Origin of the sequence: Brevundimonas sp. SPF441, from assembly GCF_009661015.1 — a bacterium.
Lineage (GTDB): Bacteria > Pseudomonadota > Alphaproteobacteria > Caulobacterales > Caulobacteraceae > Brevundimonas > Brevundimonas vesicularis.
In genome coordinates this window covers 12512-29573 of sequence record NZ_WJWX01000007.1, presented here as the reverse complement: position 1 = coordinate 29573, position 17062 = coordinate 12512, and the positions used below count along the sequence as shown (strand labels likewise).

Annotated in this window: 14 protein-coding genes; 4 read left to right on the top strand and 10 right to left on the bottom strand. The window is 67.5% G+C overall.

Translation table 11 applies throughout. The features are described from left to right. Positions 1 to 837: 837 nt before the first annotated feature. The 10 genes from GGC30_RS06165 to GGC30_RS06120 form a co-directional block, all read right to left on the bottom strand. Positions 838 to 1527 carry a response regulator gene (locus tag GGC30_RS06165; RefSeq protein ID WP_153923137.1) on the bottom strand — a complete coding sequence of 230 codons (690 nt, stop codon included), beginning with the start codon at positions 1525 to 1527 and terminating at the stop codon, positions 838 to 840. Continuing rightward, positions 1527 to 4211, bottom strand: a complete 2685-nt coding sequence (locus GGC30_RS06160) for a sensor histidine kinase KdpD (RefSeq protein ID WP_153923136.1) — start codon at positions 4209 to 4211, stop codon at positions 1527 to 1529. Before GGC30_RS06160 ends, GGC30_RS06165 begins: the two co-directional genes overlap by 1 nt. Beyond that, entirely contained in the window at positions 4212 to 4790 is a 579-nt protein-coding gene (gene kdpC / locus GGC30_RS06155; RefSeq protein ID WP_153923135.1) for a K(+)-transporting ATPase subunit C, read from the bottom strand. It lies immediately after the preceding gene. Positions 4791 to 4800: 10 nt separating this feature from the next. Then, positions 4801 to 5517, bottom strand: coding sequence for a TorF family putative porin (locus GGC30_RS06150; protein ID WP_153923134.1), 717 nt, complete (start codon positions 5515 to 5517; stop codon positions 4801 to 4803). Further along, the gene (locus GGC30_RS06145; protein WP_153923133.1) at positions 5510 to 5665 is read right to left on the bottom strand and encodes a hypothetical protein; all 156 of its coding nucleotides are present in this window, start codon (positions 5663 to 5665) and stop codon (positions 5510 to 5512) included. Before GGC30_RS06145 ends, GGC30_RS06150 begins: the two co-directional genes overlap by 8 nt. Continuing rightward, a complete protein-coding gene (gene kdpB, locus GGC30_RS06140; protein ID WP_153923132.1) occupies positions 5665 to 7731 on the bottom strand; it encodes a potassium-transporting ATPase subunit KdpB in 2067 nt (688 codons plus the stop codon). Before kdpB ends, GGC30_RS06145 begins: the two co-directional genes overlap by 1 nt. Before the next feature lie 18 nt (positions 7732 to 7749). Then, positions 7750 to 9459, bottom strand: a complete 1710-nt coding sequence (gene kdpA / locus GGC30_RS06135; RefSeq protein ID WP_153923131.1) for a potassium-transporting ATPase subunit KdpA — start codon at positions 9457 to 9459, stop codon at positions 7750 to 7752. Between the two features lie 18 nt (positions 9460 to 9477). Continuing rightward, on the bottom strand, positions 9478 to 9561 hold the full coding sequence (locus GGC30_RS06130; RefSeq protein WP_153923191.1) for a potassium-transporting ATPase subunit F: 84 nt from the start codon (positions 9559 to 9561) through the stop codon (positions 9478 to 9480). 639 nt (positions 9562 to 10200) lie between these two features. Further along, positions 10201 to 11529 (bottom strand): ATP-binding protein, encoded by a 1329-nt coding sequence (locus GGC30_RS06125; RefSeq protein WP_008261954.1) that lies wholly within the window; start codon positions 11527 to 11529, stop codon positions 10201 to 10203. Beyond that, positions 11526 to 12179, bottom strand: a complete 654-nt coding sequence (locus tag GGC30_RS06120) for a response regulator transcription factor (RefSeq protein WP_008264155.1) — start codon at positions 12177 to 12179, stop codon at positions 11526 to 11528. The genes GGC30_RS06125 and GGC30_RS06120 overlap by 4 nt, the downstream gene beginning before the upstream one ends. A 62-nt stretch (positions 12180 to 12241) precedes the next feature. On the opposite strand from GGC30_RS06120, the gene dsbD reads away from it, so the two are divergent. Genes dsbD through GGC30_RS06100 form a run of 4 tightly spaced genes read left to right on the top strand, consistent with a single transcriptional unit; the run spans position 12242 to position 17058 of the window. After that, entirely contained in the window at positions 12242 to 14134 is a 1893-nt protein-coding gene (dsbD, locus tag GGC30_RS06115) for a protein-disulfide reductase DsbD (protein WP_040349977.1), read from the top strand. Next, positions 14131 to 14925: a TlpA disulfide reductase family protein gene (locus GGC30_RS06110; protein WP_008260699.1), complete on the top strand. Its 795-nt coding sequence runs from the start codon at positions 14131 to 14133 to the stop codon at positions 14923 to 14925. Before dsbD ends, GGC30_RS06110 begins: the two co-directional genes overlap by 4 nt. Positions 14926 to 14947: 22 nt before the next feature. Continuing rightward, positions 14948 to 15622 carry a DsbA family protein gene (locus GGC30_RS06105; RefSeq protein WP_008258895.1) on the top strand — a complete coding sequence of 225 codons (675 nt, stop codon included), beginning with the start codon at positions 14948 to 14950 and terminating at the stop codon, positions 15620 to 15622. 8 nt (positions 15623 to 15630) lie between these two features. Further along, positions 15631 to 17058 carry a bifunctional UDP-sugar hydrolase/5'-nucleotidase gene (locus GGC30_RS06100; RefSeq protein WP_008261719.1) on the top strand — a complete coding sequence of 476 codons (1428 nt, stop codon included), beginning with the start codon at positions 15631 to 15633 and terminating at the stop codon, positions 17056 to 17058. Positions 17059 to 17062 lie beyond the last annotated feature (4 nt).

Here is a 17062-nt window from a genome sequence, read left to right as displayed (position 1 = left end):
ACGCCGTAGAGCGCCGCCTGTTGTTGGCCTGCGACGCCTGCGACACCCATCTCGCCAATCGCAGGAACCCTAGCTCAAGAACAAGAGTCGGGGTGACAAGGCTGGTCTAGGAGGCCGGGTCGACCACCATCCAGCGGCCGGCCTGTCATTCGGCTTGGCTTGGACGACTCCAAGGGCAACCAAAGGCTGATCGCTGACGAAATCACAGACTGATTACCGCAGCACCAGGGGTCTATCTCAGTCTGATGACCCACGGCGATATGCACCGGCTCTGTGCGCAGTCCGAATTACAGCTTACAGCTTCCCGGTCAGTCGGCACTGAGTTCGTCGTTTCAAAACGCCTCCATCGACTGCGGCCAGCACGGGTCGATTCAACCCACTGGATGCTGCAGCATCTCTGTAGGAGGTATTCTTCAAAGCAACTCTCTTTCGGTTTGGCATCTCAGCCACCTCTTACGATGCCGGTCCCCGGCTCTCGATCTTAACGGCCTAAATCGTGAGCCAAGAGACGTTCCGTGTCGTCGGTTGTCTCGGAAGTAAGACTTTGAATTTCACATAGCATTTCCGGCCCCTCCAGTTCGTCACTTTCAGCTGTTGTCGAATGGGCCAGATGTGCTTCGTCTTGTCAGGCGCATTTGGGCCGATCGGCCGGCCTGCGTTTCACGGGCCCTGGCGTTGGATAAATCGGTCAGACTGGCTCGTGGCGATCTCCATTGAGATCGCCTTCCTTTGTACTGCCCTTCTAAGCCCACAGCAGTTCTTCGGCGCCATCAGCGGACATACCATTTGCTTTAAGACGATATGCATGTCGCCCCCCTTGGCTGCCGGTAGGCTGGATCAATTGACAAGCCGATACCCAATACTGGGTTCGGTCACGAGCAGGACGGGCTGGGCCGGGTCGGCCTCGAGCTTGTGCCGGAGCTGGCCGACGACGACGCGCAGATATTGAACGTCATCGGCATGGCCGGCGCCCCAGATGGTCTTGAGCAGGTCGGCGTGACCCAGGACCTTGCCGGCGTTACGGGCGAGGTAGGCCAGGACATCGTATTCCTTGGGGCGCAGCTTCACCCGCTCACCGGCGCGGGTGACGATGCGGCGGTCCAGGTCGATGACGACATCGCCGGCCGTAACCACCCCGCCCGCGACCGGCGTCAGCGCGCCCTGACGCAGACCCGCGCGGATGCGCGCCAGCAGTTCGCCGACGCCGAACGGCTTTTCGACATAGTCGTTGGCGCCCAGGTCCAGGGCCGTGATCTTCTCGGCCTCGCGGTCGCGGGCGGACAGGACGATGATCGGCCCCTGATAGAAGTCGCGCGCCCGCGTCAGAACGTCCTTGCCGTCCATGTCGGGCAGGCCGAGGTCCAGAACCACGGCGTCGGGGCTCCACAGGGCGATGGCGCGCAGGCCCTCCTGTCCGCTGTCGGCGCGGCGGGGTTCATAGCCGGCGGCGTCCAGAGCGGGCGCCAGGAAGCGGTGGATCTGCGGCTCGTCGTCGATGACCAGAACCTGGGGGCGAACGGCGGACATCACAGCAGATCCGGGTGGGTGGCGATGGACTTGGGCAGGCTGATCAGGATGCGGGTGCCGCGTTTGCCGTCGGCGTCGTCCTGGATCGGGCTGGCGGCGGCGATGCGGCCGCGCATGGCCTCGACGAAGCCCTTGGCGATGGCGAGCCCTAGGCCCGCCCCTTTGGCGCGGTCGGTGGACTCCTCCATGCGGCGGAACTTGTCGAACACCCGTTCCAGCTCGGCGGTCGGGATGCCGCGTCCCTCGTCCTCGATGGAGATGACGACCGCGCCGCGATCCTCATAGGCCGCCAGTTCGATGGTCGTGCCGTCGGGACTGTAGGCGATGGCGTTTTCCAGGATGTTGACCACGGCCTGTTCCAGCAGGCCCGGATCGGCTTCGACCATGCTGAGCTGGGCCGGAAAATCGCGCGTGACCTTGCGCCGACCCAGACGGCGCGACACCCGGTCGGCGGCGGCGTTCAGGATATCGCGCACATCGGTCCAGTCTGTGCGCACGTTCAGGCCGCCGCCCTCCAGCCGGGTCATGTCCAGGAGATCGCCGACATAGCGCGACAGGCGTTCGGCCTCTTCGCGGATGCTGAGCAGCAGGTCGTCGCGGACCTCGGGCTTCAGGGTCGCGCCATAGTCGATCAGGGTCGTCGCCGAGCCCAGGACGGTGGAGAGGGGCGTGCGCAGATCGTGGCTGACCGAATTCATCAAGGCCGCACGGAAACGGTCGGCGCGGCGCAGGGTCTCGGTCTCCAGCGCCTGACTGGCCAGATCGGCGCGCTCAAGCGCCACGGCGCCCTGGTCCAGCAACGCCATGGCCAGACGTTCCTCGTCCGAGCCCGCCGCCACGGCCGATGCGTCGATGCCCGCCACGCCGGCCCGGCCGCGTACGCCCTGCAAGGGCTGAAACCGCCAGTGGGTCTGTGGCAAGGTGCCGGTGCCGTGGCCGGTGACCTCACCATGGGTCCAGGCCCAGCGCGCGGCGGCCATGGCGTCGGGGGCCAGGGTCACGCCGTCGGGTCTGGCCGCCGTTAGCACAATGTCCTCGCCGTCGGGAAGCAGGACGACGGCGCCCGCGCCGGCGGCTGCTGACGCCTGTTCGGCCAGGCTGCGGGCCGTGGTCGCACGATCCTGGCCCGCCGACAGGGTCTGGCTGGCGGCCAGCAGGGCCGAGACGGCGGCGGCGCGCCGCTGGGCGGCTCTGGCCTGTTCGCGCACTCGCCCCGCCAGGGCGCCTGTGCCGAGGGCAACGCCCCAGAAGAGCAGCAGCGTCAGGAAGTCGGTCGGTGAACCGATCAGGAAGCTGTAGCGCGGCTGAAGAAACAGGAAGTTGTAGGTCAGAAAGGCCAGGGTCGCCGCCGCCAGCGCAGGCCGCAGCCCGTTCAGCACCCCCGCCGCCACCACCGCCGCCAGATAGATGACGCCCAGATCGACCCGCTCGAACCGGGTGTCCAGCAACAGGGCCGCCCCTGTCGCCGCCAGGACGAACCCCGCCCCGGCCGGATAGCCGCGCCAGTCCAGCGCCGCCCGGACGCCCGACTTGGCCGCCGATTCGGGCGCGGCCAGATCGCCCTCGGTCACGACGTGGACGGCGACGCCCTGCGCCTTGCGCAGCAGTTCGGTCGCCAAGGCCCGGCCGGTCCATTCGGCGAACCGCCCGCCGCGCGTCTTGCCGATGACGATCTGGGTGACGTTGTTGCGATGGGCGTGGTCCAGAACGGCGCGCACGACGTCGTCGCCGCTGATCGTCACGGGCCGTCCGCCCAGTTGTTCGGCCAGTTTGAAAGCCTCGGACAATCGTCCCGCCGACCGGGCGTCGGCGCGTGATCCGCTGGGCCGCTCGACATGGGCGACCGACCAGGGGGCGTCCATCATCATGTCCGACATCCGCCGACCGGTCCGCACCAGGGAGGCGGTCATGGCGTCGCCGCCGACCAGGACCAGAATCCGCTCGTTCGCCGCCCACGGCCCCGACACGCCCCGTTCGCGCAGGTGGGTCAGGAGCTGGTCGTCCACCGTCTGGGCCGCGCGCCGCAGGGCCAGTTCGCGCAGCGCCGTCAGGTTTTCGATCTTGAAGAAGTTCTCAGACGCCACCCGCGCCGTTTCGGGCACATAGACCTTGCCCTCGGCCAGACGCGCCCGCAGGTCTTCGGGCGTGACGTCGATGACCTCGATGTCGTCGGCGCCGGTCAGGGCGCTGTCGGGCACCGCCTCGCGCTGGCGCACGCCGGTGATGCGCAAAATGACGTCGGACAGGCTTTCCAGGTGCTGGATGTTCAGCGTGGTCCAGACGTCGATGCCGGCGTCGCGCAGTTCCTCCACATCCTGCCAGCGCTTGGGATGGCGCGAACCGGGCGCGTTGGAGTGGGCGTATTCGTCGACCAGCAGCAGTTCGGGCCGTCGCGCCAGGGCGCCGTCCAGGTCGAACTCCATCAGGGCGCGGTCGCGGTGTTCGATCGGCGCGCGCGGCATGACGTCCAGCCCGCGCAGCAGGCTCATCGTCTCCTTGCGGCCGTGGGTCTCGACCACGCCGACGACGACGTCCAGCCCCTCGGCCTTTCGACGGCGTGCAGCGCGCAGCATTTCATAGGTCTTGCCCACGCCGGGCGACATGCCCAGAAACACCTTCAGCCGCCCGCGCTTGCGGCGCGGAACGGCTGAAGTCGCGGGCGTTTCGGACGCCGTTTCGGGCAATCAGCCCTCCGCCCCGAAGCGGGCGTCCAGCGCGCGGTTGGTCAACAGGACATTGACGTGCGGCTGGCCGATGAAGCCCAGGAAGGCCCCCTCGATGTGCGCGTCAATGATGCTCTGGACCTGTTGCACGGGAACGCCTCTGGCGCGGGCGATCCGCGCGGCCTGAAGCCGAGCGTAGGCCGGGGACACGTCCGGGTCGAGGCCCGAACCCGATGTCGTGACCGCATCGGCGGGGATGACGCCGGGGCCATCCTCGGCGCGGATCGTCTGGGCGCTTTCGGCGACGCGAGCGATCAGGTCCGGGTTCAGCGGCCCCATATTGGAGCCGGACGAGGCGGCGGCGTCATAGCCGTCGCCCGCCGCCGACGGGCGCGGATGCAGATAGGTGGCGCCGACGAAAGGCTGGCCGATCAGGGACGAGCCGACGACCCGCCCGCCGGCGTCGCGCACCAGGCTGCCGTTGGCCTGGTCCGGAAAGGCCACCTGGGCGATGCCGGTGACGGCCAGCGGATAGGCCAGGCCCAGCAGCAGGGTGAACAGGGCCGTCATGACGAGGGCCGGGCGAAGTTGGTTGACCATGGTCGTCGCCTCAGAAGGTCGCCTTCAGCGTGGCTACGGCGCGCGCGCCGTAGATGTCGCCGAAGTCGTGTTGATCGGTGTCGTGATAACGCAGGTCCAGCGCCAGAGTGTCGGTCAGTTGATAGGCCGCGCCCAGGTTCCAGGTCGTGTAGTCCAGGTCCGACGAGACCCACTGACGGCCGACGGCGCCCGAGACGGTCCATTTGTCGGCAGGGCTGACCGCGCCGTTAACCTCGGCATAGGTCGCCTCGTCCTCGGCCGCGCCGAAGAAGTCGGGCGAATAATAGACGGCGGCGCCCAGGGTGGCCGAACCCACGGCGCGCGAAGCGGCGGCTTTCAGCTCGACATAGTCATAGTCGGCGCCGTCGGGCTGACCGGCGTACAGATAGCCGATCACGCCGAAGTCCAGCGCATAGCCCGCGACCTCGGGCCGATAGCCGGCGTACAGATCGACCTCGGCGTCCGTGTCGTCGCCGAAATCGACGTTGGAGGCCCAGCCGCCGGCGTAGAAGCCGTTCCTGGTCAGATCGACGCCGGCCGAAAGGGCGGGGTTTTCCTGGGTCTGGCTGACACCGCGGAAGACGTAGTCGGAGGTGACGGCGACGTTAGCCGACACGTCCTGGGCCTTGGCTTCGCTGCACAGGCCCAGACCGGCGAGACCGACGATACAGGCGGCGGCGAACCAGGCGTCGTTGCGGCCCGAGGCCTTGGAGAAGGATTTACGCATTGGATTTCTCTATTCGAACAGGATGAATGGCCATGGGGTTGGAGCGCGTGCGCGGATCGGTCTGCTGCAGCGTCGCCACACCCCACATCACGGCGATGACCAGCACCGCCACGACGAGTTGCAGGATGCGAGAGACCTCCCGACGCATCACGCCAGACCCAGGCCGGAGATGAGCAGGTCGATCAGCTTGATGCCGAGGAACGGGGCGATCAGGCCGCCCAGGCCGTAAATCAGCAGGTTGCGACCCAGAAGCGCGCCGGCGCCGATGGCCCGGTATTTGACGCCCTTCAGCGCCAGCGGGATCAGGGCGACGATGACCAGGGCGTTGAAGATCACCGCCGAAAGGATGGCGCTCTCAGGGCTGTGCAGACGCATGACGTTCAGCGCGCCGAGCGATGGCAGGGCCACCACGAACATCGCCGGGATGATGGCGAAATATTTGGCCACGTCGTTGGCGACCGAGAAGGTCGTCAGGGCGCCGCGCGTGATCAACAGTTGCTTGCCGACCTCGACGATCTCGATGACCTTGGTCGGGTCGCTGTCCAGATCGACCATGTTGCCGGCCTCGCGCGCGGCCTGGGCGCCGGTCTGCATGGCGACGCCGACATCGGCCTGGGCCAGGGCCGGGGCGTCGTTGGCCCCGTCGCCGCACATGGCGACCAGACGGCCCTTGGCCTGTTCGGCCTTGATCAGGCGCATCTTGTCCTCGGGCGTGGCCTCGGCGAGGTAGTCGTCCACCCCGGCTTCCGAAGCGATGGCCGCGGCCGTCACCGGATTGTCGCCGGTGATCATGACGGTGCGCAGGCCCATGCGGCGCAGGTCGGCGAAGCGCGCCTTCACGCCCGGCTTGACCACGTCCTTCAGGTGGATGACGCCAACCAGGACGCCGTTCTGGGTGATGGCCAGGGGGGTGCCGCCCGAACGGGCGATCCGGTCCACGGCCTGGCGGAACTCGGCCGGGGCCGAACCGTCGGTCAGATTCAGATCCTTCAGCACGGCATCGACCGCGCCCTTCCTCCAGCTGTCCTTGCCGACATCCAGGCCCGACTGACGGGTGACGGCGGTGAAGGGAATGGCGACGGCGCCGGCCGGCTGATCGACCGAGACGCCGGCGTTGCGGCCCAGCTCGACGATGGAGCGGCCCTCGGGCGTCTCGTCGGCGAGCGACGCCATGACGGCGGCGGCCAAAGCGGCCTCGGGGCGCACGCCCGGAACCGGGATGACCTCGGTCGCCATACGGTTGCCGAAGGTGATGGTGCCGGTCTTGTCGAGCAGCAGGGTGTCGACGTCGCCTGCCGCCTCCACCGCACGGCCCGAGGTGGCCAGCACGTTCACCTTCAGCAACCGGTCCATGCCGGCGATGCCGACGGCGGACAGCAGCCCCCCGATCGTGGTCGGGATCAGGGTGATGAACAGGGCGCCCAGCACCATCGGATCCAGATCGACGCCGGAATAGGCGCCCAGGCCCACCAGGGTCACGACCGCGATCAGGAAGATCAGAGTCAGGCCGGCCAGCAGCACGGCCAGGGCCAGCTCGTTGGGCGTCTTGCGGCGGTCCGCGCCCTCGACCATGGCGATCATGCGATCGAGGAAGGTCGAGCCGGGCTTGGCGGTGATGCGCACCTTGATCCAGTCCGAGACGACGGTCGTGCCGCCGGTCACCGCCGAACGGTCGCCGCCGCTTTCGCGGATCACCGGGGCGCTCTCGCCGGTGATGGCGGCCTCGTTGACTGAGGCGACGCCCTCGACGATTTCGCCGTCCGAGGCGATCACATCGCCGGCCTCGACCAGGATGATCGACCCGACTTCAAGCTCCGAGGCGTTGGTCGGGACCACGCTGCCTGTCTTCGGATCGACGATCAGCTTGGCCTTGGTCGTGACGCGGGTCGCGCGCAGGCTGTCGGCCGCCGCCTTGCCCCGCCCTTCAGCGATGCTTTCGGCGACATTGGCGAACAGGACCGTGGCCCATAGCCACAGCGCCAGTTGCACCGCAAAGCCCGCCGACTGACCGCCGGCGATGGCCGCGGCCGCCGAAAGCGTGGACAGAAGCGCCACGATCCAGGTGGTGAAGATGACCGGATTGTTGATCAGCTTTACGGGGTTAAGCTTGACGAAGGCGTCGCCCACGGCGCGTCCGATCATCTGTCCCGAGAGGCCGCCCGCAAGAGGCGACGCACGGCCGCCCTCGCGGGGATCCAGAGTTACTTGTGTCATGTCAGGATGTCCGAAGGATCAGGCGCCGGCGACCGCCGCGAGCACCTGGAAGTGCTCGACGATCGGTCCCAGGGCGAGGGCGGGCAGGAACTGCAGGCCGCCGAGGATGAGAATCACGCCGATCAGCAGGCCGATGAACAGGCCATTGTCGGTCGGCAGCGTGCCGGGGCTGGGCGCCAGCTTGGGCTTGACCACCAGACTGCCGGCGATGGCCAGAACGGCGACGGCTGGAATGAACCGCCCGAACAGCATGCCCAGACCCAGGGTCGTGTTCCACCAGGGGGCGTTGGCGGTCAGACCCGCAAAGGCCGAGCCGTTGTTCGCCGCCGCCGAGGTGTAGGCGTAGAGGATCTCCGACAGGCCGTGCGGCCCCTTGTTCAGCAGGCCCGCCAGCGCCGTCGGGAAGACGGCCGACACGGCGGTGAAGCCCAGGATGGCCAGCGGCAGGATCAGCACCGCGATCATGGCGAACTGGATTTCGCGCGCCTCGATCTTCTTGCCCAGATATTCGGGTGTGCGACCGACCATCAGGCCGGCGACGAAGACCGACAGCAGGGCCATCACGACCATGATGGCGATGCCCGAACCGACGCCGCCAGGCAGGATCTCGCCCAACTGCATCAGGAACATCTGCAACCCACCGCCCAAGGGCATGAAGCTGGCGTGCATCGAGTTGACCGAGCCGTTCGAGGCGCCGGTCGTGACCACCGACCAGACGGTCGAGGCGGGCGCGCCGAAGCGGACCTCCTTGCCCTCCATATTGACCGAGGCGTCCACCTGGGCCGCGACCAGGGCCGGGGCCGGCTGGGTCTCGATCACATACATGGCCGCGCTGGCGGAGCTCAGCAGGATCAGGGCGGCCGCCGCCAGGGCGCGGACGTCGCGTCCCGCCATGGCCGTGCGGCCGAAGGCGAAGAAGGCCGCCCAGCCCATGACGTTGATCGCCACGGCGGTCAGCAGATTGGTGATGGCGTTCGGGTTCTCGAACGGATGGGCGCCGTTGACGTTGAAGACGCCGCCGCCGTTGATGCCCAGCTGTTTGATCGCCACCTGGCTGGCCGCCGGGAACAGCGGCAAGGTCTGGGATCCGCCCTCGACGCCGCTCGCCGTCACATGGGCCGCCAGGCTCTGAACGATGCCGAGACCCGACAGGGCCACGGCCAGAATCAGGGCGACGGGCAGCAGGACATAAAGGGTCGTGCGTGTCAGGTCGGCCCAGAAGTTGCCGACGCCCTCGCCGCGATTGGCGACGAAGGCCCGCGCCAAGGCCGCCGCGATCGTCGCACCCGTCGCCGCCGAAACGAAGTTTTGCACCGTCAGGCCGACCATCTGGGTGAAGGTCGACAGGGTCGCTTCGCCGCCATAGCTCTGCCAGTTGGTGTTGGTCACGAAGCTGACGGCGGTGTTGAAGGCCAGATGCGGCGACACGCCCGCGAACCCTTGCGGGTTCAGCGGCAGCACGCCCTGCAGACGCAGGATCGCATACAGCAGGACAAAGCCCGCCAGGTTGAAGGCCAAAAGGGCGCCGGCGTATCCCAGCCAGCCCTGGCTGCGTTTCGGATCGACGCCGGCGGCGCCGTAGAAGACGGCCTCGACCGGCTTCAGCACCGGATCCAGCCAGGTCCGCTCGCCATTCCAGACGCGCGACATATAAACGCCGATGGGCCAGCCGAGCATTACGGCCAGCCCAAGGGTCAGGGCGATCTCGCCCCATCCTTGAATGTTCATGAAATCCGTCCCGGTTCCTCAGAACCGCTCGGGCCGCAGCAGCGCCGCGACCATGTATACGGCGACGATCAGCGCCCCCGCCCCCCAGAGCATGGCGATCATCGTCACACCCGTTTCAACGCTGTGGCCAGCAAGGCGAAGACGGCGAACGCCCCCGCACCCACCGCCAGAAAAATCACATCGGCCATGCCGGCCTCCTCGCTCAAGTTCGAGCGGGAACAGACCACCGGGCGGCATAATGGCGCGATGCGAGTCCGCGCCGCCGACCTAAAGGAAACATAAAGCCCCGGATGGAATGCGGATCAAAGCCTGACATGGAACGACCATCGCTCCTGCTGAACCGCCGTCATCGGCAACGACAAAATGAAAAAAAGACCCTCCGATTGACGTCGAAGGGTCTCGTCCGAATTCACAATACTAACAGCGTCTTGGAGGCACTGCCAAAAGGCCTCGAATGCTCTGATCTATTCCCACTCGATCCTTCAATAGACCAGAAGGCGCTGATTTATCAGCGCCTTTTCTCTCATCCGCGCACCATACCGCGCGAGCTACCGTCACTTGGACAGCGCTTTTGAATTCATTGGTGAAATTCGACGTAATAAAATTCTAGTGATGTCGCCATCTATCGGCAGGCAACTCTGCTTCAAGACCAACCAGCACCGCTATGACAAGCGAATAGGTAGTTGGACTATACCGTATCATCAAACCGACAACAGACGCCACTGAAGCCGGTTGATACCGTCAGTCTCGCTTGGTCGAGTTGTTCAAAGACTCCGACGCCTGCTCCGGAATTGTCACCTCAACACGAAGACCGCCTCCTGGTGAGCGCAAGAACTGCACCTGTCCCCCATGGGCCTTCACAGTGGCGAGGACGATAGAGAGGCCCAGACCGCTCCCTCCGGAAGGGGCATTCGACGCGCGGAAAAAACGCCGTCCCAAACGATGTAGATCCGAGAAGGCCACGCCCGCTCCGTCGTCCTCGACGATCAAGTGGCCGGAAGTCGGGTCGTAACTGATCAGGATTGAAGACTTTGCGTGCGCCTGTGCGTTGGCGAGCAGATTGGCGGCCGCTGCCCCGAAGCGATCCGGATCCACATTCAGCAGGGCGTCACCTTCGACGATCGACACCCGGGAATCGCCTTCCGCTCCCGCAAACAGCGATCGGAGCGTCACCCAGCGGCGATCTTCGTCGCTAACCGGCATCTCGTCCTCGCGCGCCAGGGCGAGAAGCCCCGTGACGAGGCGGGCGGTGCGATCGACAGAGGTCTGAATCTGCTCCAACGCGCGGCTTCGAACGGCAGGGTCCGAAGACGACGCCGCAATCTGCGCCTGGACACGCAGGCCCGCCAGAGGGGTACGCAACTCGTGCGCGGCGGCGGCCGTGAACTCGGCCTCGCGACGCCGCGCTGCGCCAAGGCGAGACATCAGATCGTTCAGCGCCAGGGCGAAGGGACGGAGTTCGCGGGCGTCCGGCGATACGTCCAACGCCGTCAGGTCTTCCGCATCCCGTACCGCAAGGCTGCGGGTCATTTGTCGAATAGGGGCCAGCCCCCGCCCAACCGACCACCAGATCAGCACGCCCAGCGCCAGCAGACCGAGGACCGCCGGACCGATCAAGGCGGTGACGACATTGCCGACCAGGTGTTCGCGAACGGCCAGATTGTCCCCAACCATCACCCGAAAACCGGCGTCACGATCATGCACCGTATAGACGCGCCAGCGCTCGCCCCGGATCGTGCGCTCAGAAAATCCGTCGCCCCCTTCCGACAATCGCTCCGCAGGCGCGCTTTGGGACCGACCAATCAGATCGCCTTCCAGTGACCAGATCTGGCAGGAGAGCTGACGGTCATAGACATCGGCGGCCCCGGTGTCCGGAGCCTGGATCGCCGGGCGCACGCTGCCGGCCTGCATCAAGGACGAAACCATGCGGGCCGACTCCATCAGGCGCCGGTCCAGCACCCGTTGCACTTCGGCCCGGGTCTGGATTTCGACCCAGACGACCGCGCCGCCCCAGACCAGGGCGGTCACGAGCGCGAGAGTGACGAACAGACGCAGGCGGATCGAGCTCATTGCAGGGTGTATCCCACGCCGCGCACGGTGCGGATGAAGCCGGCGCCCAACTTGGCCCGAAGATAGTGGATGTGCACTTCCACGGCGTTGGAGCCGATCTCCTCCTGCCAGCCGTACAGGCGTTCTTCCAACTGACTGCGCGAGAGGACCTGTGCGGGCCGTTCCATCAGGGCCTCCAGGATAGCAAACTCACGTCTCGAAAGGGGCAGGTCGCCCTCTTCCCGCCAGGCCAGACGCGACTTGGGATCGATGGTCACCCCGCCGTGGCGCAAGGCGGGGGTCGAACGTCCGAGCAGGCGACGCCGCACCGCGCGCAATCGCGCGGCCAGCTCGTCGAGATCGAACGGTTTGCCGACATAATCGTCCGCGCCGGCGTCCAGACCCACTATGCGGTCCCGACTGTCATCGCGCGCCGACAAGACCACCACGCCGACATCCATGTCGCGCTCGCGAACGAAGCGCAGCACCGAGAGTCCGTCGCCGTCGGGCAGGCCCAGATCCAGCACGACCGCATCAAACGCCGAGCTTTCCAGCGCCGCGAGGGCGTCCTCGACCCGCCCAACGACCTCGACCGTCCAGCCACAGGCGCTGAGCCCGACCTGGAGGCCGTCAGCGAGAACGGGATCGTCTTCTATGGCGAGCAATCTCATGCGGTGTGACGTGCAAGCTCCGGCTTAAGCCTGACTTAAGCTCGCTTGCCGACGAGATGGCCATGAGGTTTTTCCGCCGACTACTGCCCACCGCTCTCGCCGTCCTGTCCTTCGCCCTGCCGGGTTCGGCCTTGGGTCAGGCTCCGCTTTCGCCTGACAAGGCCTTCGCCCTGACGGTGACGCGTGAGGCTGACGGCGATCTGGCCTTCGCCTGGGACATTGCGCCTGGCCATTATCTCTATCGTGACCACACCGTCGCCAGCACGCCGGGCGGGAAGGAGTCTCTGCCGCTGGAACTGGCCGCCGGCGAAACCAAGGACGACCCGGGCTTCGGCGTCGTCGACGTCTGGCACGACGCGGGTCGCGCGACCCTGTCGGCGCAGACGTTGACGCAGGCCGGCGAGCCGACGTCGGTCAACATCACCTATCAGGGCTGCCTCGAAGACTCGATCTGCTACCCGCCGATGACGCGCACCATCGACGTGCCGACCCGGCCGCAGTCCGACGTGGCCGCGCGGGAGGCCGATGCGCAGACCGCACAGGCCGCGGCCATGCTGGCGATCCAGGCGCCGGGCGCTGCACCCGCGCCCGAGAACGACGAGGGAGCGGCGGCGCCTTCGCCGGTCGCGTCATCGCCGGCGGTCACGCTGGACGCCAACCCGGGCTTCGTCGATCGCCTGGCGCTGCAGGGCGGGGCGACCTGGGTCCTGCTCGCCTTCTTCGGTTTCGGCGTGCTGCTGGCCTTCACGCCCTGCGTCTTTCCCATGTATCCGATCCTGGCCGGCGTCATCGGACGCGGCGTGGACGGGCGCGGTACGCGCCGAGGCCTGATGCTCTCGGTCGCCTATGTGCTGGGCCTTTCCATCGCCTTCGCCCTCCTGGGCGTCGCGGCCGCCTGGTCCGGACAGAACCTGCAGATGGCGCTCCAGTCGGTTTGGGCCGTCGGCGCTCTGGCTGTCGTCTTCGTCGTTCTCGCCGCCTCCATGTTCGGCGGCTTCGAGTTGCAACTGCCCTCGGCCTGGACCAGCCGCCTGTCCCGCGACGGCGGCGACGGCCGGCGGTCCCTGCCCTCAGCCGCAGGTCTGGGCTTCGTCTCCGCCCTTATCGTGGGCCCGTGCGTCACCGCGCCCCTGGCGGGCGCCCTGCTCTACATCGCCCAGACCGGCGACGTTGGGCTGGGCGCGGCGGCCCTGTTCTTCCTGGGCCTGGGCAAGGGGGTGCCCTTGATCGTGTTCGGCACGGTCGGCGCGCGCTTCCTGCCCAAGGCCGGGCCGTGGATGGACCGGGTGAAGATGCTGTTCGGCTTCATCTTCCTGGGCATGGCCTGGTGGCTGGCCAGCCGCATCCTGCCGCCGACGGCGACGCTCGCTCTCGGCGCGGCGCTGGCGCTCGGTCTGGCGGCGGCTCTCGGCCTGTTCCAGCCGCTCAGCCCGAACCTGAGAAACGGCGTCGCCCGTGTCGCCGGCCTGGCGGCCGCGACCTGGGGCCTGTTGCTGCTGGTCGGCCTCAGCCTCGGGGCGGACGACCCTTGGCGTCCGCTTGAGCCCCTGGCGCGTCCCGCTGGACTAGCAGCCGCCGCGCCGGTCGAAACCGCGGCGGTCGTGCTGGATCAGACGGCGCTGGACCGCGCCGTCGCCGATGCCGGCGCGCGCAAACGTCCCGCCCTGGTCTATTTCACCGCTGACTGGTGCGTCAGCTGCAAGGTGATCGAGCGGACGGTGTTCGAGGACCCCGCCGTCATCGCCAGCCTTTCGAACACCGACCTCATCAAGGTCGACGTCACGCGCAGCACGCCCGAGGCGCGCGCGCTTCTTGAGCGGCACGGGGTGGTCGGACCGCCGACGATGATCTTCCTTTCGCCCTCGGCGACCGAAGCGCCGGGCAGCCGACTGATCGGAGAGATGTCGGCCCAAGACGTCGCATCCGCCCTGCAGAGCGCCGGAGCCGCCGCATGAACGCCATCACCCTGGGCCCGCTCGTCCTGTCGGGAGAGCGGTTCGCCATCATCGCCGGCGTGTTCGTCTTCATGATCGGCGCCGGACTGCTGGCCAGCCGGGTCAGCCCGCGCTTCAATCTGTGGAGCACGGTTCTGGTCTTCGGCGGTCTGGCCACCGCCCGTCTCGGTCACGTGGCGACGCACTGGGAGTATTTCGGGGCCGACCCGTGGCGAGCGCTCGCGATCTGGCAGGGCGGGTTCAGCTGGATCTGGGTCGCGCCGGTCATGATCCTGGCCACGATCCTGCTGCTGCGCACGACGCGCGAACGCGCCTGGGCCATTGCGCCTGTGCTGGCCAGCGCCCTGGTTTGGACTACCGCCCATCAGTTGGCCTCGGCGACGCAGCCCATGGCGCCGCCCGCCCTGACGCTGGCCGCGATGGACGCCCCGCCCATCAACCTCTCCGCTCCGGGCGACCGGCCCACGGTGATCAATCTCTGGGCCACCTGGTGCCCGCCCTGCCGGCGCGAGATGCCGGCTTTGGCCCAGGCCGAAAAAGCCCATCCGAATGTGCGCTTCCTCTTCGTCAACCAGGGCGAGGGCGAAGCCGGCGTTCGGGCCTTTCTGCAGAGCCAGGGGCTGGCCCTCGACCATGTGCTGTTCGACGAGGCCATGGCGGTGCCCCGCCACTACGGCACGGCCGGCATTCCGGTGACCCTGTTCCTCCACGCCGACGGCCGTCTGGCCAAGGCCCACATGGGGGAAATCGCCCCCGAACAGATCGCGACCGAAATCGCGCGTCTGCACTGACCCCTCGCCTCACGGAGCTTCCATGAACCGCACCTTCGCCCCTGCCCTCGCCGCCGTCCTGGCGCTCGCCGCCTGCGGCCCCGCCGACGCCGACAACGGCGCGGCGCCCGCCAGCCCTTCCGCCGCCTCCGGACAAGACATGCCGCCCATCGCCCAGGTCGGCTTCAACGATCTGCTGCGCGACCCGGCAGCGCCCTTCATCGGCGCCGAAAACGCCGATGTGACCATCATCGGCTTCGTCGATTACAACTGCCCCTACTGCAAGAAGATGCAGCCGGAGATCGACGGCCTGCTGAAGGCGGACCCCAAGGTGCGCGTCCTGTACAAGGACTGGCCGATCTTCGGCGACGTCTCGGAGACCGCCGCCCGGACCGCCCTCGCCGCCAGTTACCAAGGCAAGTACGAGGCCGTCCATAACGCCTTCATGCTGTCGCCGTCGCGCATCGGCGACCAGGCGGACATCACGCGTCTGGTCCAGTCGGCCGGCGTGGACATGGCGCGCCTGAATCAGGACCTGGCCGATCACCGCGCAGACATCGACGCGGTGCTCGACCGAAACGGCCGAGAAGCGGCGGCCCTGGCCCTGCAGGGCACGCCCGCCTTTATCATCAACGGCAATCTGATCCCCGGCGGCATGCCCCAGGCGCAACTCGAAGCGGTGATCGGTCGTATCCGCTCCGGACAACCGCTGCGCTGAGACCGGCCATGACCACCTTGACCCTGCTCCAGCTGAACGACCTGCACGGCTATCTCGAGCCGCATCCCGAACTGGTGCGCACCGAAGGCGGCTGGCGGTTCGAACGGCTGGGCGGGGTCGCCCGCATCGCCCGTCTCTTCGAAGAGGCGCGCGCCGAAGGTCCGTGCCTGACCCTGGATAACGGCGACACCTTCCATGGCACGCGGGTCGCCGTCGCGAGCCGGGGCGAGGCGCTGGTTCCGATCATGAACGCCCTGAAGATCGACGCCATGACGGCGCACTGGGAGTTCGCCTATGGCCCGGCGGGGTTCAAGGCTTTGGCGGCGCGACTGGAGTATCCCGTCCTGGCCGCCAATGTCTTTCGCAAAGATGACGGCGCGCCGGTGTTCGACGGGCGATGGGTGTTCGAGCGCGGCGGTCTGAGGATCGGCGTGATCGGCCTGGCCTGCCCTATCGTCGACAAAACCATGCCCCCCGCCTTCTCTGAAGGCGTGCGGTTTGAAATGGGTGTGGCCGAAGCCCGGGAGCAACTGCACCAGCTCCGCGAGGAGAAGGTCGATCTGGTCGTCCTGCTGTCCCACCTGGGCTTTCCGCAGGATCTCAAGCTGGCCGCCGAGACGCCGGGCGTCGACGTGATCCTGAGCGGCCACACCCATAACCGCCTGCACGAGCCGGCCCGCGTCGGCGACACCCTGATCATTCAGTCCGGCTGCCACGGCGCCTATATCGGCCGGCTGGACCTGGAGATCGCAGACGGCCGCGTGTCCCTGCGCCGCCATCGGCTCATAGCCGTGGACGCTGGCCCCCAAGACGATCAAGTCGCCGGCTTGGTGGAGACGGCCCTGGCTCCCGAGCGGGAACGTCTGGCGCGCGTCATCGCCCGCACGGCCATCCCCCTTCACCGCTACGCCATGGCCAGCGCGCCGATGGACGACGTCCTGCTGGCGGCTGCGGCGCAGGCGGCGGGCGTGGACATCGCCTTCTCGAACGGCTGGCGATACGGCGCGCCCGTCGCACCGGGCCCGGTCACTCTGGGCGACCTCTACAATATGGCGCCGATGAACCCGCCCATCTCGCGCACGACGCTGACCGGAGCCGAGTTGAAGGCGATGCTGGAAGAGAATCTTGAGCGCACCTTCGCCGCCGACCCCTACGCGCAGATGGGCGGCTACATCAAACGCTGCCGGGGCCTCACGGCCTTTGTGAAGCTGGAGAATCCCAAGGGGCAGCGCCTTGATCGCCTGCTGGTCGGGGACCGCCCTGTCGAGCCGGAGGCGGACTATCCGGTGGCCTTCGTCACCGCCCAGGGGGTGCCCGAACGTTACGGGCGAGACCGCCGGACGCTCGACATCGACACTGTGGGCGCGCTTGAATCCTGGTTCGCCGACCATACGCCCGGCGAGACCGATCTGCCTGCGAGCGTCCTCATCATATGAAGGA